Origin of the sequence: Ottowia sp., assembly GCF_016703145.1 — a bacterium.
Taxonomy (GTDB): domain Bacteria; phylum Pseudomonadota; class Gammaproteobacteria; order Burkholderiales; family Burkholderiaceae_C; genus Ottowia.
Genome location: NZ_JADJCO010000002.1, coordinates 416,284 through 435,995, shown reverse-complemented (window position 1 = coordinate 435,995; position 19,712 = coordinate 416,284). Strand labels below are relative to the sequence as shown.

The window sequence follows — 19,712 nt, the reverse complement described above, 5'->3', positions numbered from 1 at the left end:
CTCTTCGTCATTCGCATCTGGAGCCCGACCCATGTCCCTGTCTAGAAGAACGCTGTCCCGCCTGGCCGCCGCGGTGGGCGCCGCCGCCGCGCTGGGCACCGCCCTGCCCGCCTTCGCCGCCGACCCGCGCGTGAAGTTCGTCACCAGCGAGGGCGACTTCGTGATCGAGGTCTACCCCGACAAGGCGCCCAAGACGGTCGAGAACTTCCTGCAGTACGTCAAGGACAAGCACTACGACGGCACCATCTTCCACCGCGTGATCAAGAGCTTCATGGTCCAGGGCGGCGGCTTCGACAAGGACTACAAGGAGAAGCCCACCCGCGCCTCCGTCATCCACGAAGGCCGCCAGGCCCTGGCCAAGGGCCTGAAGAACGTGACCGGCACGGTGGCCATGGCGCGCACCAACGACCCGCACTCGGCCACCTCGCAGTTCTTCATCAACGTGGTGGACAACGCGCGGCTCGACCCCGTGGCCCTGCCGGCGGGCGACCCGGTCACCTTCGAGTTCCAGGGCCAGGTCCACAAGGACATCCCACGCCAAAACGTCGTCAACCACCCCGCCCTGTTCGGCTACACCGTGTTCGGCAAGGTGGTGAGCGGCATGGACACCGTGGAGAAGATCCGCAACACGCCCACCGGCCCCGGCGGCCCCTTCCCCACCGACGCGCCGCAGAAAATGGTCGTCATCGAGTCCGCCACGCTGCTGAAATAACCCCCCAACCCCGAGACACCCCATGAGCAACCCCCAAGTCGAACTGCACATCGCCGGCCACGGCGTCATCACGCTGGAGCTGGATGAGGCCAAGGCGCCCAAGTCCGCCGCCAACTTCCTCGCCTACGTCAACAAGGGCCACTACGACAACACGGTGTTCCACCGCGTCATCAAGAACTTCATGATCCAGGGCGGCGGCTTCGAGCCCGGCATGAAGCAGAAGGCCACGCAGGCGCCCATCGCCAACGAGGCCGACAACGGCCTGAAGAACGCCGTCTACACCGTCGCCATGGCGCGCACCAGCGACCCGCACTCGGCCACCGCGCAGTTCTTCATCAACACGGTGGACAACGACTTCCTCGACTTCAAGGCGCCCACCGCGCAGGGCTGGGGCTACGCCGTGTTCGGCAAGGTGGTCAAGGGCCAGGACGTGGTCGACGCCATCCGCGCCGTGCCCACCGGCCAGCGCGGCATGCACGGCGACGTGCCCAAGGACGACGTGGTGATCGAGAAGGCCGTGGCGGTCTGATCCCCCCCGCCCCTCCAGGCTCCCCATGACGACCGTGCCCCGGTTCGGCGTGCTGACCGCGCCCGAGCACTGGCGCACGGTCGATTTCATTTCCGACCTGCACCTCAAGCCCGAGGAGCCGCACACCTTCGAGGCCTGGGCGCGCACCATGCGCGCCACCCGCGCCGACGCGGTGGTCATCCTGGGCGACCTGTTCGAGGCCTGGGTGGGCGACGACGCCGCCGCGCCCGGCAGCTTCGAGCATCGGTGCGGCGAAGTGCTGGACGCCTGCCGCGCCGACCTGGCCTTCATGCGCGGCAACCGCGACTTCCTGGTCGGCGCCGGCTTCCTCGCGCGCCACGGCGTGCGCGACCTGGCCGACCCCACCGTGCTGGCCTTCGCCGGCCACCGCCTCGTGCTGACCCACGGCGACCTGCTGTGCACCGGCGACGTGCCCTACCAGCAGTTCCGCGCGCAGGTACGCGGCGACGAATGGCAGCGCGCCTTCCTGGCGCGCCCGCTGCCCGAGCGGCAGGCCATCGCGCAGCAGATGCGCCAGCACAGCGAGGCGCGGCACGCCGCCACCGCGCCCGCCGACTACGCCCACGCCGACGCCGCCCTGGCGCGCCGCTGGCTGCTGGCGGCCGACGCCACCACCCTGATCCACGGCCACACCCACCAGCCCGCCGACCACCCGCTGGGCCGGGACGAGGCCGGCCGCGCACTGACCCAGGTGGTGCTGAGCGACTGGCACGTCGACGGCGGCACGCGCCGCGCCCAGGTGCTGCGGCTTTCCTCGTCCGGAACGCTTGAGCGGATCGACCCCGGCCCCATCTGACCGCGATGGTCCTGAAGACACTGACCCGGTGGCTGCGCCGCGCCGCCGGCAACCCCGCCCCGATCCCCGACGGCCTGTGGCTGGCCACGCTGGTGCAGTACCCGTTTCTCGCCCGCCTGGCCTGGCCCGAGCAGGCGCGCCTGCGCCGCCTGGCCGCGCACTTCCTCGATCAGAAGGAATTCACCGGCGCGCACGGCCTGCAGGTCACCGACGCCATGGCCGTCGCCGTCGCCGCGCAGGCCTGCCTGCCGCTGCTGCACCTGGGGCCGCCCGACGCGCCCGAGGACGCCCTGGGCTGGTACGGCGACTTCGTCGGCATCGTCATGCACCCCGACGACGCCGTCGCGCGGCGGCAGGTGATGGACGAGGCCGGCGTCGTGCACCACTACGACGAGGTGCTGGCCGGCGAGGCCATGCAGCGCGGCCCGGTGATGCTGAGCTGGCCCGCCGTGCAGGACGCCGGAACCGACGCCGGCATGGGCGCGGGCAGCAGCGTGGTGATCCACGAGTTCGTGCACAAGATGGACATGCAGGCCGGCGGCGCCGACGGCGCGCCGCCCTTGCCGCGCGGCTTCATGGGCGCGCGCACCGCCCGCGAGGCCGCCGCGCGCTGGGCCGCCACCTGGGCGCCGGCCTACGAGGACTTCCGCGAGCAGGTGGTGCGCGCCGAGCGCTTCGGCACGCCCGCGCCCTGGCTCGACGCCTACGCCGCCACCGCCCCGGCCGAGTTCTTCGCCGTGGCCTGCGAGGCGCACTTCGTCGATCCCGAGCGCTTCGCGCGGGAGTTCCCGGCGCTGGGCGCGGCGCTGCGGGCGTTTTTCAAGCAAAAAGCGGCTTGAGCCGGTACCAGTATTCTGCCGAAAGCTATCTAAACAATAGCATCCTGGATCTGCTTGCCAGGTGTCTGCCTCCCGCGCGATCCGGCGCGGTGCCTGCTCGAACACCTCGGCGGCGGCTCGCTCCCGGGGCGGCGACCCTCAGACCAACTGGCGCTGATCTCCGGGCTGTGGCAGCAACCGCAGCCGCGCAAAGTCCAGCAGCTCGGCCAGATGCGCGCCCTTGCCCTGCCATTCATGCACGATGTCTTCGCCCAGCAGCACGTAGTGCCAAGGCAGGCCCTGCCGAAGCTCCAGCGCCAGGGCATTGATGCGCTCGCACCAGCCGACGGCCGCCTTGCGCTTGCGCTGCACGTTGGGATGCGACACCTGCTGCTGCGCCTTGGTTTCCACCAGATAGATCGCGTGCGCCGTGCGAACCAGGAAATCCGGTGAATAGAACGCGGGCAGGCCGTCGTCCTTCACGTAGCGCAGGCGCGCGAAGGGGTGGCGCGTCTCGCTGATCTTGCAAAAGGCCAGCACCCGCGCGTCGGCCTGCGCCCAATGGATGAAGGTTTTCTCCAATCCACCGTTGCGCGCGGCCCAGCCCAGGCGGGTGTAGATGCACTTGCCCACCTCCACCGAATGCGCCTCGCGCACCATCAGGCGCGGGGTTTCGCTCAAGAGCCGCGCACGCACTTCGGTCTGGCCGGTGGTGTTCGTTTCCTCGGACTCCAGCAGCGCCAGCGCAAAAATCCTGGTGATGTGGTCCACCACGGGTTGAAGTAACAGCAGGCGCCAGTTCTCCGTGCCATGGCTTTCGCCCAGCGGGTTGAAGGCATCACCGAAGAGCTGCGTCCAGATGTAGTCGTCCAGCCAGCCCGTCAGGTCGGCGGTGTTCACCTGCAGATAAGGCTTGGCCAGGTGCGTGGCGATCCTGTTGCCCTTGGGCAGTGGCTCGGAGAGCGCCTGGCTGATGCGGCGTGTGAGCCGCGCCAGGTAGTCGTTGTAGCCCGCCACGTTCATCACCGCGCCATCCACGCGGTAGTCGCCGAACAGCGTGGCGCTTTGCAGGTCCTGCGAGATGAAGGTGTCGCCCTGGCCCAACAGGGCCGCCAGTTGCGCGGGTGCCATGGCGGTGAAGCCGGGCAGCGCGCTCACGTCGAGCGCGGTGTGGCTGTGTTGCTCGTCGGCCTCGCGCAGGATGAAGGGGATACCGAAGTCGAATTGCTCGAAGCCCTCGCGCAACTCGGCGGCGATCACGTCGCCGGTGCTGGAGGTTTCGTCCATGCCCTCGCCCGTGGTGCCGGCCAGGCCCTCGCGCAGCAAGTCGTCGTAGAACGACTGAAAGGCCGGGTGCTCCACGATGGACAGCACGTCCAGCAGGCTGCCCGGCTCCTGCCCGGCGCTGATGCGCTCGCGGTTCTCGCGCTTGAGGTCGGCGTACTCCGCATCGCGCCACATCAGCCGCAGGCCCCGGCCGATGGTCTGCTCCAGCAGGATCTGCGCCTGCGACGAGCGCAGCGGCACGATCACGCAGATGTTGTTGACGTCGAAGCCCTCGCGCAGCATCAGCACGCTGACGATCACGCGCGGCGTGGCATGCCGGTCCACGCTGAACAACCGCTCGCGCACCGGCGCCCAGTCCTTCTCGCCCAGCTCGGCCTTCTTGCCCGAGTCGGTGGTCATCACCTCGTCGTCACCCAGGCCCCCCTGCTCCTGCAGAAATTGCGCCACCAGCGGCGACACCGTCGTGTCCTCGCACACCACCAGCATCTTGGGGTGGCGCGTGGGGTCGATGCGGGCGAAGTCGGCTTCGAGCTTGCGCAGCTTTTGCAGCCCCGCGCGCAGCATCACGCGCTGGCCTTCGCTCAGCGTTGGGTTGCCCGACTCGTCGCGCTCGGCCGTGAACTGAAGCGGCAGCGCGCCAATCTCCTTGCGCCGGTCCAGCACCAGCGACTTCACCAGCCCCGCGCGCATCGCGCTCTTCAGGTCGAAGTCCACCACGATGTGCGGGAAGTACAGCTTCTTCTTGTTTTTGCCGCTGCCCACGTCGTTGTACGGCGTGGCCGAAAAATCCACCTGCACAAAGCGCCGCCCCTTGGGCGCGGCAATGCGCGACAGGCTCTTTTGCCACTCCACCTCGGTGACCTCGCCCTCGCGCCTGAACTCGTGGATGTGGTGCGCCTCGTCGTTGAACACCATCAGCTCGGGCAGGCCCGCCAGAAACTCCAGCACATTGCCGCGCGCATAGCGCCGATCCAGCACCTCCAGGCTGTTGCCCGTGGCGCGGCCCGGCATCAAAGGCAGCACGGCGGCCACCACCTCTTGCGCGGCCAGCGGCGCGCCGGGGGCTTCCACGTCCTCCACGTCCTCCGGCACCTCGCCCTCGGTCAGCAGGTGCCAGTTGGTGATGGCGATCATGCCGTTGCCCGTGGCCTTGAGGCCGATCTCTTGCTTGCCGCACACATTGCCGCGCACGAAGGCGAACACCGCATCGCGGTGCGCCTCGGGGATGAACAGGTCGGCGAACTTCGCCACGTCCGAGGTGGCGAAATCGCGCGCACCGTTGCTGTTTTCGATGAGCTTGCCGCAGAACGCATCCAGCAGCCGCTCATAGACGATCAGCCCCGGCGCCACCACCATGAACTGGCGCGTAAAGCGTGCGTCGTCCACGCCTGCCGCCAGCGCCGCCGTCTTGTTGAGCAACTGCCAGACCATCAGCGCCTGCATCACCCAGGTCTTGCCCGTGCCCGTGGCCATCTTGAAGCAGTACTTGGGATGCGCGTGCTTGCCCGCCGACACCTCGGCCAGCCGCGTGCCTGCCAGCAACGCATCGGGCGCCACCTGCGCATACAGGTCTTTCAACGTGGCCGTGCCCAGCACCTCGTGGGCCACGATGGCGTTCAGGATGGCCTGCTTCTGCCCGGCGTGGAAGTTGAGCCCGCCGCGCGCGTCCACCATGTCCTGGCCGAACCACCAGTGCAGCAGCTCGGCGGTGGTGGGGGTCACCAATTCCAGCAGGTCGGCGGCCCCGTGTTCGAGGCCCAGGGCCAAGGCGTTTGTGCGGGTGGTGAGGGCGGCGGCCAGGGCCAGCGGGGAATCGTGGTTCAACGTCATGGAAATCTCTTTTGCCTACAATTGTGGTAAATCACGAAAGGAGCGCCTCATGTCCACCATCTCCGTGCGCATCGACGAAACGCTGGTTGACGCCGCCCGCACCGCCGCCAAGGCGGAATTCCGCACCGTGCAAGGGCAGGTCGAGTTCTGGGCCAAGGTGGGCCGCGCCGCGCTGGACAATCCAGACCTGCCCGCCTCCTTCATCGCCGAAAGCCTGATGAGCCTGGCCGAGCCGCGTGAAGACGCCATTCCCTTTGTTCCGCGCAGCGCCGCTGCCGAGCAAGCATGAGTTGGGAAGTGCGCCAGACCCGGCGCTTTGCCCGCACCTACAAAAAGCTTCACGCCAGCCTGCTGGCCGATGTCGATGCTGCCGTGGTTGACATTGCGCACGATCCCGACGCGGGCGAGCAGAAAAAGGGCGATCTGGCACACCTGTGGGTTCACAAATTCCGCAGCAACGGCCAGCTTTATCTGCTGGGCTACTCCCGCGAAGACACCGTGCGCTTGATCTACCTGGAAGCCGTGGGGCCGCATGAGAATTTCTATCGAGATTTGAAGCGGTAGAAACCGTGTGCTTGGCTACGCCAGGGCAGTCACCACTTCAGCCTCAAACCCAAACAAATCCACCACCCGCACGCACACTTTGCGTGGGCCGGGTTTGGCCGGAACCGTCACCACCGCCTGCGTCGCCACGCGCAATTCGTCTGCATCGTTCGCGGTATTGCCCCGGTAGTCCTGCCAGACCGAGCGGAACACCTCGCCGTCGTAGTCCGGGTCCACCGCCCAGTATTCGATCAACGCCAGCGGCTCGGCATTGGCCACCGCTTGCAGCTTGGCGCGGTTGGCGTCGTCCAGGTTGATGGCCTCGGGCGAGAGCAGTACGTAATTCTTCAGCCGCACGGTCAGCGTTTCTTGATCGCCCTGCGCGGCACGCGCAATGGGGTGCAGCGTCAAATATTGCAGCGACGAAAAGCGCACCTGCCCGCGCAGTTTCTCCACGCCGCCCTTCTTCTTGAGCCTGTCCAGCAGGTCGGGCGGAATCACCAGCACTTCGAGCCGATCGTCGTTCAGCGCGGTAATCGCCTCGCCAATCGAGGGCTCGAAATTCCAGCCCAGTACCACCACGCGATCCCAGCCGCCCAGCAGGTTGTCACGCTGGGCGATGGCCTTTTTGAGCGTGGCGGTGCCGGTGAGCTTGTTGGGGGAGTCGGCCAGCACCAACGTTTTCTGACCACGCCTGCCGTTCAGTTCCACGCCTGCGATCTGGCCGAGGTTGCGCTGGGGGTTGGCCTCTGGCGGCAGCGGCAGGGCGCCATAGAGCGAGAGCACGATTTGCGACAGGTCACCAACGCGGAAATCGCGTTTGCCGAAATGAGTCTTGGCGACTTCGACTTGGTAGTCGCCAATGGCTTGATAGAGAAAAGGCTTGGCCTCCTGGTCAATCAGACGCTTGCGCATGACCATGCAAGCGGGTTTCCCGATGTCGGAAGTAACCCAGCGGCGGCCGATTTTTTCGGCTGCTGCGGCAGTTGTCCCAGAGCCGCCGTTGAAATCGACGACAAGACCATTTTCTGGGCAAGACGCTTGAATGATTCGTTCCAGCAGAGAAATGGGTTTTTGAGTGCCATATTCCACGGCTTCTTTGGCTTGCGCTTGCACTGGTTGCAGGTCAAGCCAAAGGTCTTGAAGAGGAATTCCTGGCATATCGTCAAGATAGCGCTTTTGCCTTGGAACAGTACCAGGCTTTGTTTGAACTATTCGACCTTCGGCGTGCAGCTCACGCATGCGATTTTCTGAGAAGCGCCAGTAACGTGATATTCCGAGAAATTCGTAGTAAGGATTGCCTTTGCCAGAACCGCCAGGTGCTGTGATATCACTGAGTTGGTACTTTCCTGCTCTATCCTCATATCGATAAAAATTCTCAACATAATCTGCGTTGTATGGCGTGAAGACTGGGCTCCATGTATGCGCACCAGTCTTGCTATAGAAGTAAATACAGTCGTGAATTCGACCCATGTGCGTCGCACCCTGGGTAATGTCTCCCTTTGCAGTTTGGCGCTTCCAGACGATCTCGTTGATGAACTGGTCTTTCCCAAAAACTTCATCCATTACCAGCTTCACATAGTGCCCCACATGCCAGTCTAGATGCACATAAATGCTGCCCGTATCCGCCAGCAATTCCCGCATCAGAATTAACCGCGGCGTGATCATCGCCAGATACGACGCCGTGCCATCGCTCCACGTATCCGAATACGCAAACTGCTCGATGACAGACGGCTTCTGCTCCAGTTCCACCCCCGGCAGCACGACCTTGGTGCGGTAGTCGGCCTTGCTGTCGAACGGCGGGTCGATGTAGATCAGGTCGACCTTGCCGCGCAGGCTGGGCGTGTGTTCGTCGCCGGCCAGCAGTGCGGCCATGGCGAGCAGGTTGTCGCCGTAGATCAGGTGGTTCATCCAGCCCGCGTCGGCTGACGCATTGGCCTGCTGTGCATGGCGCTGCTGCTGCGTCACCCAATCTTGCGCGGCGCTGTCCCTGGCGGGCAGCACAACCTCGCGTGTCTGCAGGCGCACGCGCTGGCGGGTTTCCAGGCTTTCGAGGATGCGTTCGGCTTGCTTGCGCCCGTTGGCGACGATCTCGGGCAGTTGTTCGAGCAGGGACTTGGGCATGAGGGAGCAGTGTCGGAGTTGTCCCCTTGAAAGGGATATTTCTCGTCAACTGTAAGGGATTTTTTCCGACTGTCCCGCCGCCCACTTGGCAGCATGACTGAAAAGCAGGAGTTCAGCGAGCGGTTGCGGGCAGCCATGCAGGAGCGGCGCCTCGCCCCCAGTGCCGCTGTTCTGGAGCGTGAGTTCAATCTGCGCTGGTCCGGCAACCCGATCCGCAGGCAGGCCGCATGGAAGTGGCTCAATGGCGAAGCGATTCCCAGGCAAGACAGGCTGCAGGAGCTTGCGCGTTGGCTCAAAGTCGAGCCCCATGCGCTGCGCTTTGGCGATCAGGCGCTGCGCCGGTTGCGCACCGAGCAAGAACGCTGGAACGAAGGCGTGGGCTACCTGGAGCGGGAGACCTTCGACGCCTTCCTGCAACTGCCCGCCCCGCAGCGCAAGCTGATTCGCGAGGTCATCCTGACCTTCGCCAAGGTGCACGGCGGCGAAGCCGCGCCGCCGGAGTAGTCAAGTAAAGCCGGGCCCGCGCGTCAGGCGCCCGCTTCCAGAGCGATCTTGCGCAGCGCCTGCTCGAACACCTCGGGCGGCTGCCCGCCGGAGATGAGGTGCCGGTCGTTGACGATGACCGACGGCACCGACTGGATGCCGGCGTGCTGGTAGAAGCGCTCGGCCGCGCGCACCTCGGCGGCGTAGTCATCACCGTCCAGGATGGCGCGGGCGCGCGCCGCGTCCAGCCCGGCCTCGGCCGCGGCGGCCAGCAGCACCTCGGGCGACTCCATGGACGCGGCGCGGCCGTGGCAGGCGGCCAGCAGGGCCTGCTTCAGCGCCAGTTGCCGGCCTTCGCCCTGCAGCCCGGCCCAGTGCAGCAGGCGGTGCGCGTCGAAGGTGTTGACGATGCGCCCGCGCCCGTCCGGGTGGAAGGCGAAGCCCACCTCGGCGCCGCGCTGGCGGATAGTGTCGCGCATCCGCGCCTGCTGCGCCGGCGTGGAGCCGTACTTGCGCGCCAGGTGCTCGCCCACGTCCTCGCCGCCGGGCGGCATGCCGGGGTTCAGCTCGAAGGGCTGGAAGCGCAGCGTGGCCCGCACCGCGTCCTGGCTGCGCTCCAGCGCCCGTAGCAGCGAGGCCAGGCCAACGGCGCACCAGGGGCAGGCGATGTCGGAGACGAAGTCGATCTTCAGCGGGGTCGGCATGGCAGGCCTCTCTTCACTATTGATTCAATAGCTTGTGATGCAATATTCGTGCCGGCTTGAGGCCAGGATCATCCTCAATCTTCCAATGCCCGCAGCAGCGCCGCGTGGAACGCCTCGGGCGCCTCGAACTGCACCCAGTGGCCCGCGCCCTCGATGAGCCGCAGCCCGCCGAAGCGCGGCGCGGCGGCGGCGAAGGCGTCGCTCAGCCCGTGGATGTGCTGGCGGTAGATGGCATCGTGCGCGCCATAGATGGCGTGCACCGGGCAAGGCACGCGCGGCAGGCTGCGCGCCAGGATGTCGGTGTGCGCCAGCCGGCGGCGCGGCAGGCGGTCGCGTTGCACGTTGGCGATGTGCAGCTCCAGCGCCAGGCCGTCGATGAGGTCGGGGGCGTGCAGCATCAGCACGCCCAGGTTGTGGCGGTGCACTTCTGCCTGATCCCGCGGCGCCTGCAGGTGGCGCCAGGCCTTCAGCTCGAACTGGCGGCCCGGTACCACGCCCATGGCCGGCGCGCCGACCAGCACCAAGCGCCGCGCCAGCGCGGGGTGCTCGGCCAGCAGCATGCCGGCGGTCATGCCGCCGAAGGAAAAGCCCACCAGGTCGGCCTGCCCGCCCGGCGCGAGCTGGCGCAGGCCGGCGGCCAGGGGCTCCAGCATGGCGTCGGCGTCGCTGCCGTCCAGCGGCGGGGCCGAATCGCCAAAGCCCGGCAGGTCGGCCGCCAGCACCCGGCGGCCGGCATCGACCAGGGGCAGGATGTTCTTGACCCAGTGCGTCCAACTGCCGCTGCCGCCGTGCAGCAGCACCAGCGGCGGCTCGCCGTCGCGCGCCTCGCCCCAGGCGTGCCAGACCAGGTCGCCCCGCCCGCCGGGCGTGGCCAGGCGCTGGCCCAGGGCCAGGCGCTGGCGCTCGGCCAGGGGCAGGAGGCTGGGGATGGCGAGGTCGGTCATGGGCGGCGGGCGATGGCGGCGGGTGGTTCCATTCTCACCCGGATGGCCCCGATACAATGCCCGTCCCCGCGCCGCCGTAGTTCAATGGATAGAACGAGCGCCTCCTAAGCGCTAGATACAGGTTCGATTCCTGTCGGTGGTGCCACCCGCGCCAACCCGCCGCGCCCGCCCGCCGCCCGTGCCCGCCTACACCTTCGAAGCCCTGCAAGCCGACGGCCAGACCCGCAAGGGCGTGATCGAGGCCGACACGGCCCGCGCCGCGCGCGCGCTGCTGCGCGGGCAGTCGCTGGTGCCGCTGGCGGTGGAGCCGGTGGCCGGCGACGGCGGCTCGATGCTGTCGCGGCCGCTGTGGGGCGGGCGCGCGTTCGGCGCCGCGCCGCTGGCCATCTGGACGCGCCAGCTCGCCGGGCTGGTGTCCTCGGGCCTGCCCCTGGAGCGCGCACTGACCGCGCTGTCCGAGGAGGCCGGGACCGACCGCCAGCGCCAGCTCATCGCCAGCCTGCGCGCCGAGGTCAACGCCGGCTCGCCGCTGGCCAAGGCCATGGCGCGGCACCCGCGCGAGTTCTCTGGCGTGTACACCGCCGTCATCGCCGCCGGCGAACAGGGCGGCGACCTGGGCGCCGTGCTGGAGCGCCTGGCCGACGACCTGGAGGAGCGCCAGGCGCTGCGCGCCAAGCTGGTCGGCGCGGCGCTGTACCCGGCCATCGTCACGCTGGTGGCGATCGTGATCGTGGTCTTCCTCGTCAGCTACGTGGTGCCGCAGGTGGCGGCGGTGTTCGCCGGCACCAAGCAGAGCCTGCCGTGGCTGACGGTGGCCATGCTGGGCTTGAGCGACTTCGTGCGCGGCTGGGGCTGGTGGCTGCTGGGCGCTCTTGTTTTAATAGCTGTCGGCGCAAGGCTGGCGCTGGCCAACGCCGTATTTCGCCAGAAATTCGATGCCGCGTGGCTGCGCCTGCCGCTGATCGGCCGGCTGGCGCGCGGCTACAACGCGGCGCGCTTCGGCGCCACGCTGGCAATGCTGGCCGGCGCCGGCGTGCCGATCCTGCGCGCGCTGCAGGCCGCCGCCGAGACGCTGCACAACACGGCCATGCGCGCCGACGCCGAGGACGCGCTGGTGCTGGTGCGCGAGGGCGCGCCGCTGGCGTCGGCGCTGGCGCAGAAGAAGCGCTTTCCGGGCCTGCTGGCCATGTTCGCCCGCCTGGGCGAGCAGACCGGCCAGCTGCCGGCGATGCTGCAGCGCGCCGCCGCCCAGTTGTCGGCCGAGGTGCAGCGCCGCGCCATGCAGCTGGCCACGGTGCTGGAGCCGCTGCTCATCGTCACCATGGGCCTGGTCGTCATGCTGATCGTGCTGGCGGTGATGCTGCCGATCATCCAGCTCAACCAGTGGGTTCGATAGCCATGCCCGCCAGCCTCGACGACAAGCTGGTGGTCGCGATTTCCTCGCGCGCCCTGTTCGACCTGGAGGAGGAGAACCGCATCTTCGACGCCGGCGACCCGGAGGGCTACATGCGGCTGCAGCTCGAACGGCTGGACGTGCCGGCGCGGCCCGGCATCGCGCACTCGATGGTGCGCAAGCTGCTGCGCTTCAACGAGGACGGGGTGGAGCGCGTCGAGGTGGTGATCCTTTCGCGCAACGACCCGGTCTCGGGCATGCGCATCTTCAACTCGGGCGCGGCGGCGGCGCTGCGGCTGGAGCGCGGCGTGTTCACCCAGGGCCGCCCGCCCTTCGGCTACCTGCGGCCGCTGCAGGCGGACATCTTCCTGTCGGCCAACGCGCAGGACGTGCGCGAGGCGCTGGCCGCCGGCTTTCCGGCCGCGCACGTGATGGTGGACGCGGCGCCCGCCGGCGACCGCTACCCCGACGAGGTGCGCATCGCCTTCGACGGCGACGCGGTGCTGTTCTCGGACGAGGCCGAGCAGGTGTTCCAGAAGAAGGGCCTGAGCGCGTTCCAGAAGCACGAGACGCGCAAGGCCGCCCAGCCGCTGCCCGGCGGGCCGTTCAAGCCCTTCCTCGTCGCGCTGCACCGGCTGCAGCAGTCGGGCACGCCACGCATGCGCATCCGCACGGCGCTGGTCACCGCGCGCGGCGCGCCGGCCCACCGCCGCGCCATCCAGACGCTGATGCAGTGGAACATCCGCGTGGACGAGGCGATGTTCCTCGGCGGCCTGCCCAAGGGCGAGTTCCTGCGCGAGTTCGAGCCCGACTTCTTCTTCGACGACCAGACCGGCCACGTCGCGCACGCCGCGCGCCACGTGCCGGCGGGCCACGTCGCCGCGGGCGTTACAAATTCCGCGCCGGACGCGGAAACCCCGCGCCGCCGCGTCCGCTCCAAGGGGCCATGACCGCACACCGCCTGCTCCTGTCCCTGCTGCTGGCCCTGCCGCTCGCGCCCGCGCTGGCGCAGTCCGGCGCTCCCGCCCCTGCCGCCAAGGCGCCGGGCAAGAACGAGCAGCAGGCCCTCAAATGGTTCAGCATGCTCGACGCCAACGGCGACGGCCGCGTCTCGCGCGAGGAGGCGAAGGTGGCCTTCCGCCTCAAGCCCTCGCTGGCCGAGGTCTTCGACGCCACCGACCGCGACCGCGACGGCTACCTGACGCAGGCCGAGATCCGCGCCTCGGCCGACCGGCGCCGCGCCGAGCGCACCGAACGCCGCCAGAAAGAGCGCGACGTGGCCGCCGCCGCGCCGCGCAAGGCGGCGGCGCCCGTGTCGGCCCGGTAAAGACTGTAAGCGCCGCCGGGCGGCGCTACGGCCGGCGCTGCTGCTCGACCGCCTGCAGCAACTGCACCACCCAGGGCTCGGCCCAGTGGCTGGCCAGCACGCCGGCGATGCCGGCCATGCCGATGGCCAGCAGCGCCAGCGCCAGGCTGCGCACCAGGGCGGGCCGGCGCGTGCCCCACACGAACACCAGGCTGAACGCGATGCTGGTGAACGAGGCCAGCACCGCCCCGGTGCCGGCGGTGGCCGGGCTGATGCTGCCCTGCGTGGCCAGCGCCGCCGCCGCCGCGACCGCGCTGGCGCTGGACAGCAGCCCGCCGATGACGCTGACGAAGTAGAAGCCCAGGTCGCCGAACTGCCGCTGCGTGAGGCCGCCGACGACGTGCAGCAGCAGGAAGATGGCGCCGTACTTCAGCGCCTGCGGCAGCGAGAAGGGCAGCTCCAACTCGATCCGCGGCGGCAGGCTGCCGGCCGGGCGCTGGCGCAGGCTCCACAGCAGCAGGGCGCCGCTCACGCCCAGCATCAGCGCGAAGGCGGTGAAGGCGCCCGCCAGGGCGATGGGCGCCAGCAGCAGCAGCAAGGTGGCGTTGCGCGCCAGCATGGCGGCCGTGGCCAGCAGCACGCCGCGGTAGGCCACGCCGACGAAGGGCTCGCCCACCTCGCGCACGCGCTGCGCCAGGCCGATGACGGTGAAGTTGCTGTTGATCAGGCCGCCGAAGAAGCTCGACAGCTCGGCGCCGCGGGTACCGTAGATCTTCCACAGCACGTAGTTGAAGAAGCCGATGCCGGCGATCAGGATCACCGTGACCCAGGCCGCGCGCGGCTCGATCAGGTTCCACGGCCCCACCGCGCCCTCGGGCAGCGCGGGGTAGATGACGATGGCCAGGATGGCCAGCAGCAGCGCCGAGCGGATCTCGCCCTCGGAGATGCCCATCGAGAAGCCGGCCAGGCGCTCCTTCCAGGCCAGCAGCGCGGCGGCGATCACCATCACCGCCGCCGGCGAGATGGTGTGGCCCAGGCCGCACATGATGCCGGCCATCACGGTCACGCCCATGGCGGCGGAGGTGGTCAGTTCGGTGCCCTGCCCGGAGCGCAGGGAGGACACGTTCAGCACCACCGCCAGCAGCGCGGTGAACCCGATCGCCGCCAGCCCGTAGGCCGGCCCCAGCGCGCCGCCGACGGTGCCCAGCAGGCCGACGAAGCCGAAGGTGCGCAGGCCCGCCTCCTTGCCGCGCCGCTCGCGCTCCAGCCCGATCAGCAGGCCCAGGACCAGGCCGAGCGCCAGCCGGGTCAGGATCTCGGTGTAGGGCCAGTTGTTGCTGGGCAGGAGGGCGGTGCTGTCGAACATCGGACGATCTTGCCGCGCCCAGCCCGCAGGCGCAACCGGCCGGCGCCGCCACGCCATGGGGCGGCCTGCGCGGCGCCCCTCAGAACCTGTAGCGGTAGTACACCTGCACGAACTCGATGCCGGGGTTGGGCCGCTTGATCCCCAGGTTGGAGATGTGCTGCAGCCGCAGCCCCAGCGTGGAATGCCCGTGGCGGCCCCACTGCCAGCCCAGGCCCAGCATGTCGGCGAACTGGAACGCGGTGCTCAGGCGCCGCTCGGCCGACACGCGCGTGTGCGACAGCAGGCGCGCGCCGATCGAGCCTTCGACGAAGAACACCGAGGTGCCGCCGGACAGCGGCCGCTCCAACCGCAGCACGGGCGAATAGCCCAGCTCGACCAGGTCGCGCGCGCGGGGCACGGACCAGGCGGCCAGCTCGGCCTCGTGGCGCAGCATCAGGCGCCACTGCTCGCCTTGCCACAGCGGCCGCGGCCGCGTCCAGCCGAGGACGATGCCGTGCTTGCGCACGTGGTCGGCGCTGCCGACGGCCGTGGTCAGCGCCAGGTCGAGGCCCTCGGCCGCCGCCGGCGCGGACGCGCCGAGCAGGCCGGCCAGCACGGCGGCGCACAGCAACGGGGGTTGGGATGAAAGGGGACGCATGGCAGGATTCCTCCTGACTGCAGTGATCCCACTTTCGGCCGCGGCGGTCTGTCGGACAAACCCTCAAGCTGATGGCCGCGCCGCCTCGCGCCAGCGCGCCCAGCCGGCCGCGCGCAGCGCGCACGCGGGACAGGCGCCGCAGCCGTGGCCCCACTCGTGCAGCGTGCCGCGCTCGCCCAGGTAGCAGGTGTGGCTGTGCTCGACGATCAGGCGCACCAGCGCGTCGCCGCCGCCGGCCGCGTCCGCCTGCTGGCCGAGGTCGTGCGCGAGCTGCCAGGTCCGCGCCTTGTCGATCCACATCAACGGCGTGTCGATCAGCAGGCGCCGGTCCATGCCCAACGACAGCGCGAGCTGCATGGCCTTCATGGTGTCGTCGCGGCAGTCGGGGTAGCCGGAGAAGTCGGTCTCGCACACGCCGGTGACGATCATGTCCAGCCCGCGCCGGTAGGCCAGCGCGCCGGCGAAGGCCAGGAAGATCAGGTTGCGGCCGGGCACGAAGGTGTTGGGCAGGCCGGCGCGCGCCATCTCGATGGCGGTGTCGCGGGTGAGCGCGCTGTCGCTGATCTGGCCCAGCACGGCCAGGTCGATCAGGTGGTCCTCGCCCAGCCGCGCGCTCCAGGCCGGAAAGCGCGCGCGCAACGCGCTCAGCACGGCCAGGCGCTGGTCCAGCTCGATGCGGTGGCGCTGGCCGTAGTCGAAGGCCAGCGTCTCGACATGCTCGCAGCGCGACAGCGCGTGGGCCAGGCAGGTGGTCGAGTCCTGGCCGCCGGAAAACAGGACAAGGGCGCGGGTGTGCATGGGTGGTGATTTTGAATGAAACAGGGCCTTGGCCGGCGCGGGGCAAGCGCCAGCAGCTATTTTATCAATAGCATTCCTGATGCTTGCCCGGCCGCCGCCGGCCGGGCTCAGCCCGGCTTGCCGTCGGCGCGCGGCCGGCCATACCAGCGCGCATGGCGCAGCGCCCACGCCGTGACCACGGCCGCCCACAGCAGCGCGGCGGCGGCCGTCCACCACGCCGGCGCGCCCTCCACCGCCGCCGCCAGCCGCACCCCCACCGACACCTGCAGGCCCCAGAACAGCGCCCACACCAGGTGGTCGGCCACCAGCGCCCGCCCGCCGTGCCCGCAGCTCACGCGCGTGACCATGGCGACCATGGTCGAGCCCAGGAAGCCCATCGACAGCGCGTGCAGCGCGCCCAGCCCCAGCACCGCGCGGCCCGTGGCCAGCCACAGCGCCTGCGACAGCGCGGAGAGCAGCAGCGCCACCCCCAGCCAGACGAAGCCCACGTGCAGCATCGCCAGCAGGCGGATGCGCAGGCTCCGCACCAGCCCCCACGCCACGGCCAGCCACAGCAGCACGCCGCCCGCCGCGGCCTCCACCGCGATGCACAGCAGCGTCCAGGCCGGCCAGGCGCGCGGGCCGGGCGCCGCGAAGTCCACCCACGCCGCCAGCACCTCGAACGCCGCCACGCCCAGCATCAGCCACAGCACCCAGAACGGGCGCCACGCCTGCGCCATCGGCACCGCGCTGGAGGTGAAGAACGGGATCATCCGGTGCGCCACCGCCACGTAGGTGACGACGATGCAGCCCCACAGCCCGGTGCGCGCGAAGACCAGCGCCAGCGCGTCCTGCCCCGCCGCCAGCGCCAGGCCCGCGCCCGCCAGGCTGGCGGTGCCCACCACGCCGCCGCAGCCCACGGTCAGGGCGTGCACGCGGTCGGGCTCGCGGCTGGCGAGGACGAGGCGCCAGAACAGCCCGAACATCCAGCCCAGCCCCGCGCAGGACAGCAGCAGGCCCGCCAGCGCCATCCCCCGGCCCAGGTGCGCGCCGGCCAGCCACGGCAGCCAGCCGGCGGCCTGCAGCGCCAGCGGCGGCAGCAGTTGCCGCGCCGGACAGGGCCGCACGTCCAGCCACTTCGGCCCCGCCGTGAACAGAAAGCCGGAGAAGAACAGCGGCATGAAGCCGAACACCATGACCACCGCGTGGGTGACGGTGGGCGGCACCGCAGGGTCCAGCGCGGGCGCGCCGCCCACGCGGCTGGCCTGCACCAGCACCCACCACCCGCTGGCGGCCGCCAGCACCGCCATCGCCAGGAAAAACCCCAGCCGGTGCGGCGCCACGAGCAGCATCGACGGCCGCCAGGGCGCGCGCCCCGGCGCCGGCGCGGCCGGGCGCGGCGGCGCGGTCTGGATCGGGATGGTGCGGGTGGGACGGGCGGGTGCCGCAGGCTCGGTCATGACCTGGGGTTGTACGCCTGCGGGCGCGGCCCTGGCCTTGACCGGGGATAAGGACGGGCGCGCTGCGGCCCCAGGCTGCACAACCCTGACTCCGGCTGCATCCGCTCGCTGATCGAGCGATCCGGGTTTTCTCACGCTGGAGCGACTGGCGAACATGCAGGCTGCGTCAGACCAGCGCCCGCACCACCCACCCCGCACCCAGGAATAGACCTGCCAGCAGCGGCGGCAACAGCCACGCCTCGTCCAAGACTTGCTGCCAGGCCTTCCTGTCGTCCTGGCCACATCGATGCGCAAGCGCGCGCACCAGCAACACCAGGCCGAACGCCTGCCAGACCGACAACACGGGCAGGCCAAACATGGGCCCCGCAAACCAGCCCCATCGCATCGAAACAGACAGACCAGCCCACCCGCCGCCCCAGATGATGCCGACGAGGATGGCCGCGATGGCGCCTACCGTGCCAGCAAGAACAGCGGCGGCGCTTTGGTTGTTGGTGGTCATGGGCGATGTGAATTCTTTTCAGCGGCTGGCTCGACCATCAATTGATTGATATCAGAAAACGCTTGCGCATGATTGCGCAATTGTGTATACTTACACACATGAAAAGCGCAGCACTCATCAAGCAGATCGAGGCAGACGGCTGGGTGCTGGTTCACACGGTGGGTTCGCACCATCAGTTCAAACATCCGACGAAGCCGGGCAAGGTCACGGTGCCGCACCCCAAGAAGGATTTGCCGCTGCCGACAGTCCGCAGCATCCTCAAGCAAGCTGGGCTCCGCTGAGGCGGGGCCTTTTCAAGAAAGGAACACCCAATGCTCTATCCCATCTACGTTCACAAAGACGCCGGGTCGGCCTACGGGGCTGAATTCCCCGACTTTCCTGGCTGCTTTGCAGCAGCCGATGAGGTGGATGGGCTGCCTGCCGCCGCACAGGAGGCAGCTGAAGCTCACTTCGGGGCGGACAGCGATCCAATTCCCAGCCCCAGCTCTCCCGAGGCCTTGGCCAAGAGCAAAGACTATCGCGGCGGTTTCTGGTTGCTGGTGGACGTTGACCTGAACAAGGTTCGATCACGCGCGATTCGGGTGAACATCAGCCTTTCCGAGTCGCTGGTGGGTCGTATCGATAGCGAAGCCCATCGACGCGGGCAGAGCCGCTCTGCATTTCTGGCCATGGCGGCAGAGCGGGAAATGGCCGGTCGAGCTAAACCATGAGCAAGATGATCCACAAGGGCTACACGGCCCATATCCAATACGACGACCGGGACGGCATCTTTGTAGGTCGCGTCCTTGGCATCGTGGACATCATCGGCTTCCACGCCGACACGGCGGCCGATCTGCGCGCAGCGTTTCATGACGCCGTTGATGACTACCTCGAATCCTGCAAGAGGCTGGGCAAGGAGCCGCAGACCGCCGCCAGCGGCAAGATGATGCTTCGCGTGAATCCAGAGGTGCATCGCGCCGCCTTGATTGCCGCCCAGGCCGAAGGAACCAGCCTGAACCGGTGGGTTGAACGTGTGCTCGGCGAGGCTGCGCGCGTCCACTGAGCCATCTCGGCCCATCCCGTCGATCTGGCCTTGATGCTGGGTGGCGCCGCCGGCGGGACTCGAACCCGCGACCATGGCCTGAGTCAAGGCCATCTCTACCGACCGAGCCACGGCGAGCCATGAATTCGCCCTCACGGCTGCACACCCACCCGTCAGGATGGCATCACCGGTGCGGCTGACAGTCCGCCTGGACTGTTGCCCTGACACATTGCCCATGAAGCGTTGCCCCATGCCGACCATCCGGCCAAAGTTGTGAGTCTTCCCCTCGGTGGCAAGCGCCATCTTGGCGGCGTTGATCTCGACCTGGATGTTGCCGTTCAGCACCTTGAAGTTGGCGGCCATCGCCATGCCGCGCGAAACATCCATCTTGTCGTCCCGCAGCGCCACCATGCTCCGGCTCGAATTTTCAAATGAAATTGGCCTGCAGCCCGCATGGATATT

The 19,712-nt window shown here is 68.8% G+C and carries 23 protein-coding genes and 2 tRNA genes; 15 read left to right on the top strand and 10 right to left on the bottom strand.

All coding sequences use genetic code 11. The features are described from left to right. The first annotated feature begins 31 nt into the window (after positions 1-31). From IPG65_RS02285 to IPG65_RS02270, 4 genes are read left to right on the top strand one after another with little or no spacing between them, the layout of a single operon-like run. Entirely contained in the window at positions 32-712 is a 681-nt protein-coding gene (locus IPG65_RS02285; RefSeq protein WP_293187673.1) for a peptidylprolyl isomerase, read from the top strand. Positions 713-734: 22 nt separating this feature from the next. Next, positions 735-1,241: a peptidylprolyl isomerase gene (locus tag IPG65_RS02280; RefSeq protein WP_293187672.1), complete on the top strand. Its 507-nt coding sequence runs from the start codon at positions 735-737 to the stop codon at positions 1,239-1,241. A 25-nt stretch (positions 1,242-1,266) separates the two neighbouring features. Next, positions 1,267-2,058: a UDP-2,3-diacylglucosamine diphosphatase gene (locus IPG65_RS02275; protein ID WP_293187671.1), complete on the top strand. Its 792-nt coding sequence runs from the start codon at positions 1,267-1,269 to the stop codon at positions 2,056-2,058. 5 nt (positions 2,059-2,063) lie between these two features. Next, complete coding sequence (locus IPG65_RS02270) at positions 2,064-2,897, top strand: M90 family metallopeptidase (RefSeq protein ID WP_293187670.1); 834 nt, start codon at positions 2,064-2,066, stop codon at positions 2,895-2,897. Positions 2,898-3,035: 138 nt separating this feature from the next. Here the strand turns inward: IPG65_RS02270 and IPG65_RS02265 are convergent, their stop codons facing one another. After that, positions 3,036-5,993, bottom strand: coding sequence for a DEAD/DEAH box helicase family protein (locus IPG65_RS02265; protein WP_293187669.1), 2,958 nt, complete (start codon positions 5,991-5,993; stop codon positions 3,036-3,038). Between the two features lie 49 nt (positions 5,994-6,042). Between IPG65_RS02265 and IPG65_RS02260 the strand changes: the two genes are divergently transcribed. Then, positions 6,043-6,282 (top strand): ParD-like family protein, encoded by a 240-nt coding sequence (locus IPG65_RS02260; protein ID WP_293187668.1) that lies wholly within the window; start codon positions 6,043-6,045, stop codon positions 6,280-6,282. Beyond that, positions 6,279-6,557 carry a type II toxin-antitoxin system RelE/ParE family toxin gene (locus IPG65_RS02255; protein WP_293187667.1) on the top strand — a complete coding sequence of 93 codons (279 nt, stop codon included), beginning with the start codon at positions 6,279-6,281 and terminating at the stop codon, positions 6,555-6,557. The genes IPG65_RS02260 and IPG65_RS02255 overlap by 4 nt, the downstream gene beginning before the upstream one ends. Positions 6,558-6,572: 15 nt before the next feature. Here IPG65_RS02255 and IPG65_RS02250 read toward each other — a convergent pair whose 3' ends face one another. Further along, positions 6,573-8,660, bottom strand: coding sequence for a site-specific DNA-methyltransferase (locus IPG65_RS02250; protein ID WP_293187666.1), 2,088 nt, complete (start codon positions 8,658-8,660; stop codon positions 6,573-6,575). A gap of 93 nt (positions 8,661-8,753) precedes the next feature. On the opposite strand from IPG65_RS02250, the gene IPG65_RS02245 reads away from it, so the two are divergent. Then, positions 8,754-9,164 (top strand): transcriptional regulator, encoded by a 411-nt coding sequence (locus tag IPG65_RS02245; RefSeq protein WP_293187665.1) that lies wholly within the window; start codon positions 8,754-8,756, stop codon positions 9,162-9,164. Positions 9,165-9,187: 23 nt separating this feature from the next. Here IPG65_RS02245 and IPG65_RS02240 read toward each other — a convergent pair whose 3' ends face one another. Then, positions 9,188-9,847 (bottom strand): DsbA family oxidoreductase, encoded by a 660-nt coding sequence (locus IPG65_RS02240; RefSeq protein WP_293187664.1) that lies wholly within the window; start codon positions 9,845-9,847, stop codon positions 9,188-9,190. 74 nt (positions 9,848-9,921) lie between these two features. After that, complete coding sequence (locus IPG65_RS02235) at positions 9,922-10,791, bottom strand: alpha/beta fold hydrolase (protein ID WP_293187663.1); 870 nt, start codon at positions 10,789-10,791, stop codon at positions 9,922-9,924. Between the two features lie 70 nt (positions 10,792-10,861). Here IPG65_RS02235 and IPG65_RS02230 point away from each other — a divergent pair. The 4 genes from IPG65_RS02230 (at position 10,862) to IPG65_RS02215 (ending at position 13,511) form a co-directional block, all read left to right on the top strand. Next, a tRNA-Arg gene (locus IPG65_RS02230) sits at positions 10,862-10,936 on the top strand. A 33-nt stretch (positions 10,937-10,969) separates the two neighbouring features. Next, positions 10,970-12,187, top strand: a complete 1,218-nt coding sequence (gspF, locus tag IPG65_RS02225; RefSeq protein ID WP_293187662.1) for a type II secretion system inner membrane protein GspF — start codon at positions 10,970-10,972, stop codon at positions 12,185-12,187. Between the two features lie 2 nt (positions 12,188-12,189). After that, complete coding sequence (locus IPG65_RS02220) at positions 12,190-13,134, top strand: 5'-nucleotidase (RefSeq protein ID WP_293187661.1); 945 nt, start codon at positions 12,190-12,192, stop codon at positions 13,132-13,134. Next, positions 13,131-13,511: an EF-hand domain-containing protein gene (locus IPG65_RS02215; RefSeq protein ID WP_293187660.1), complete on the top strand. Its 381-nt coding sequence runs from the start codon at positions 13,131-13,133 to the stop codon at positions 13,509-13,511. The genes IPG65_RS02220 and IPG65_RS02215 overlap by 4 nt, the downstream gene beginning before the upstream one ends. Positions 13,512-13,536: 25 nt before the next feature. Here IPG65_RS02215 and IPG65_RS02210 read toward each other — a convergent pair whose 3' ends face one another. From IPG65_RS02210 to IPG65_RS02190, 5 genes are all read right to left on the bottom strand, one after another. After that, a complete protein-coding gene (locus IPG65_RS02210; RefSeq protein WP_293187659.1) occupies positions 13,537-14,856 on the bottom strand; it encodes a DUF4010 domain-containing protein in 1,320 nt (439 codons plus the stop codon). A 79-nt stretch (positions 14,857-14,935) separates the two neighbouring features. Beyond that, positions 14,936-15,493: an acyloxyacyl hydrolase gene (locus IPG65_RS02205; RefSeq protein WP_293187658.1), complete on the bottom strand. Its 558-nt coding sequence runs from the start codon at positions 15,491-15,493 to the stop codon at positions 14,936-14,938. Between the two features lie 63 nt (positions 15,494-15,556). Then, positions 15,557-16,291: a 7-cyano-7-deazaguanine synthase QueC gene (gene queC / locus IPG65_RS02200; protein WP_293187657.1), complete on the bottom strand. Its 735-nt coding sequence runs from the start codon at positions 16,289-16,291 to the stop codon at positions 15,557-15,559. 107 nt (positions 16,292-16,398) lie between these two features. Next, complete coding sequence (locus IPG65_RS02195; RefSeq protein ID WP_293187656.1) at positions 16,399-17,730, bottom strand: NnrS family protein; 1,332 nt, start codon at positions 17,728-17,730, stop codon at positions 16,399-16,401. A 166-nt stretch (positions 17,731-17,896) separates the two neighbouring features. After that, positions 17,897-18,229: a hypothetical protein gene (locus IPG65_RS02190; RefSeq protein WP_293187655.1), complete on the bottom strand. Its 333-nt coding sequence runs from the start codon at positions 18,227-18,229 to the stop codon at positions 17,897-17,899. A 98-nt stretch (positions 18,230-18,327) separates the two neighbouring features. Here IPG65_RS02190 and IPG65_RS02185 point away from each other — a divergent pair, with 98 nt between their 5' ends. The 3 genes from IPG65_RS02185 to IPG65_RS02175 are packed head-to-tail and all read left to right on the top strand — an operon-like array spanning position 18,328 to position 19,271. Further along, positions 18,328-18,510, top strand: coding sequence for a type II toxin-antitoxin system HicA family toxin (locus IPG65_RS02185; protein ID WP_293187654.1), 183 nt, complete (start codon positions 18,328-18,330; stop codon positions 18,508-18,510). A 30-nt stretch (positions 18,511-18,540) separates the two neighbouring features. After that, positions 18,541-18,939 carry a type II toxin-antitoxin system HicB family antitoxin gene (locus tag IPG65_RS02180; protein ID WP_293187653.1) on the top strand — a complete coding sequence of 133 codons (399 nt, stop codon included), beginning with the start codon at positions 18,541-18,543 and terminating at the stop codon, positions 18,937-18,939. After that, positions 18,936-19,271 carry a type II toxin-antitoxin system HicB family antitoxin gene (locus IPG65_RS02175; RefSeq protein ID WP_293187652.1) on the top strand — a complete coding sequence of 112 codons (336 nt, stop codon included), beginning with the start codon at positions 18,936-18,938 and terminating at the stop codon, positions 19,269-19,271. The genes IPG65_RS02180 and IPG65_RS02175 overlap by 4 nt, the downstream gene beginning before the upstream one ends. Before the next feature lie 41 nt (positions 19,272-19,312). Here the strand turns inward: IPG65_RS02175 and IPG65_RS02170 are convergent. Then, positions 19,313-19,389: transfer RNA gene (locus IPG65_RS02170), tRNA-Val, on the bottom strand. A 104-nt stretch (positions 19,390-19,493) separates the two neighbouring features. Here IPG65_RS02170 and IPG65_RS02165 point away from each other — a divergent pair. Continuing rightward, positions 19,494-19,685 carry a hypothetical protein gene (locus tag IPG65_RS02165; RefSeq protein WP_293187651.1) on the top strand — a complete coding sequence of 64 codons (192 nt, stop codon included), beginning with the start codon at positions 19,494-19,496 and terminating at the stop codon, positions 19,683-19,685. The last annotated feature ends 27 nt before the right edge of the window (positions 19,686-19,712 follow it).

What these genes read in the sequence shown, in the direction of transcription:
- IPG65_RS02285 (WP_293187673.1), top strand. Translation starts at nt 32, where the DNA reads ATGTCCCTGTCTAGAAGAACGCTGTCCCGCCTGGCCGCCGCGGTGGGC.
- IPG65_RS02210 (WP_293187659.1), bottom strand. Translation starts at nt 14,856, where the DNA reads ATGTTCGACAGCACCGCCCTCCTGCCCAGCAACAACTGGCCCTACACC.
- IPG65_RS02270 (WP_293187670.1), top strand. Translation starts at nt 2,064, where the DNA reads ATGGTCCTGAAGACACTGACCCGGTGGCTGCGCCGCGCCGCCGGCAAC.
- queC (WP_293187657.1), bottom strand. Translation starts at nt 16,291, where the DNA reads ATGCACACCCGCGCCCTTGTCCTGTTTTCCGGCGGCCAGGACTCGACC.
- IPG65_RS02190 (WP_293187655.1), bottom strand. Translation starts at nt 18,229, where the DNA reads ATGACCACCAACAACCAAAGCGCCGCCGCTGTTCTTGCTGGCACGGTA.
- IPG65_RS02265 (WP_293187669.1), bottom strand. Translation starts at nt 5,993, where the DNA reads ATGACGTTGAACCACGATTCCCCGCTGGCCCTGGCCGCCGCCCTCACC.
- IPG65_RS02205 (WP_293187658.1), bottom strand. Translation starts at nt 15,493, where the DNA reads ATGCGTCCCCTTTCATCCCAACCCCCGTTGCTGTGCGCCGCCGTGCTG.
- IPG65_RS02195 (WP_293187656.1), bottom strand. Translation starts at nt 17,730, where the DNA reads ATGACCGAGCCTGCGGCACCCGCCCGTCCCACCCGCACCATCCCGATC.
- IPG65_RS02260 (WP_293187668.1), top strand. Translation starts at nt 6,043, where the DNA reads ATGTCCACCATCTCCGTGCGCATCGACGAAACGCTGGTTGACGCCGCC.
- IPG65_RS02175 (WP_293187652.1), top strand. Translation starts at nt 18,936, where the DNA reads ATGAGCAAGATGATCCACAAGGGCTACACGGCCCATATCCAATACGAC.
- IPG65_RS02280 (WP_293187672.1), top strand. Translation starts at nt 735, where the DNA reads ATGAGCAACCCCCAAGTCGAACTGCACATCGCCGGCCACGGCGTCATC.
- IPG65_RS02240 (WP_293187664.1), bottom strand. Translation starts at nt 9,847, where the DNA reads ATGCCGACCCCGCTGAAGATCGACTTCGTCTCCGACATCGCCTGCCCC.
- IPG65_RS02180 (WP_293187653.1), top strand. Translation starts at nt 18,541, where the DNA reads ATGCTCTATCCCATCTACGTTCACAAAGACGCCGGGTCGGCCTACGGG.
- IPG65_RS02235 (WP_293187663.1), bottom strand. Translation starts at nt 10,791, where the DNA reads ATGACCGACCTCGCCATCCCCAGCCTCCTGCCCCTGGCCGAGCGCCAG.
- IPG65_RS02255 (WP_293187667.1), top strand. Translation starts at nt 6,279, where the DNA reads ATGAGTTGGGAAGTGCGCCAGACCCGGCGCTTTGCCCGCACCTACAAA.
- IPG65_RS02220 (WP_293187661.1), top strand. Translation starts at nt 12,190, where the DNA reads ATGCCCGCCAGCCTCGACGACAAGCTGGTGGTCGCGATTTCCTCGCGC.
- IPG65_RS02250 (WP_293187666.1), bottom strand. Translation starts at nt 8,660, where the DNA reads ATGCCCAAGTCCCTGCTCGAACAACTGCCCGAGATCGTCGCCAACGGG.
- IPG65_RS02245 (WP_293187665.1), top strand. Translation starts at nt 8,754, where the DNA reads ATGACTGAAAAGCAGGAGTTCAGCGAGCGGTTGCGGGCAGCCATGCAG.
- IPG65_RS02215 (WP_293187660.1), top strand. Translation starts at nt 13,131, where the DNA reads ATGACCGCACACCGCCTGCTCCTGTCCCTGCTGCTGGCCCTGCCGCTC.
- IPG65_RS02185 (WP_293187654.1), top strand. Translation starts at nt 18,328, where the DNA reads ATGAAAAGCGCAGCACTCATCAAGCAGATCGAGGCAGACGGCTGGGTG.
- IPG65_RS02275 (WP_293187671.1), top strand. Translation starts at nt 1,267, where the DNA reads ATGACGACCGTGCCCCGGTTCGGCGTGCTGACCGCGCCCGAGCACTGG.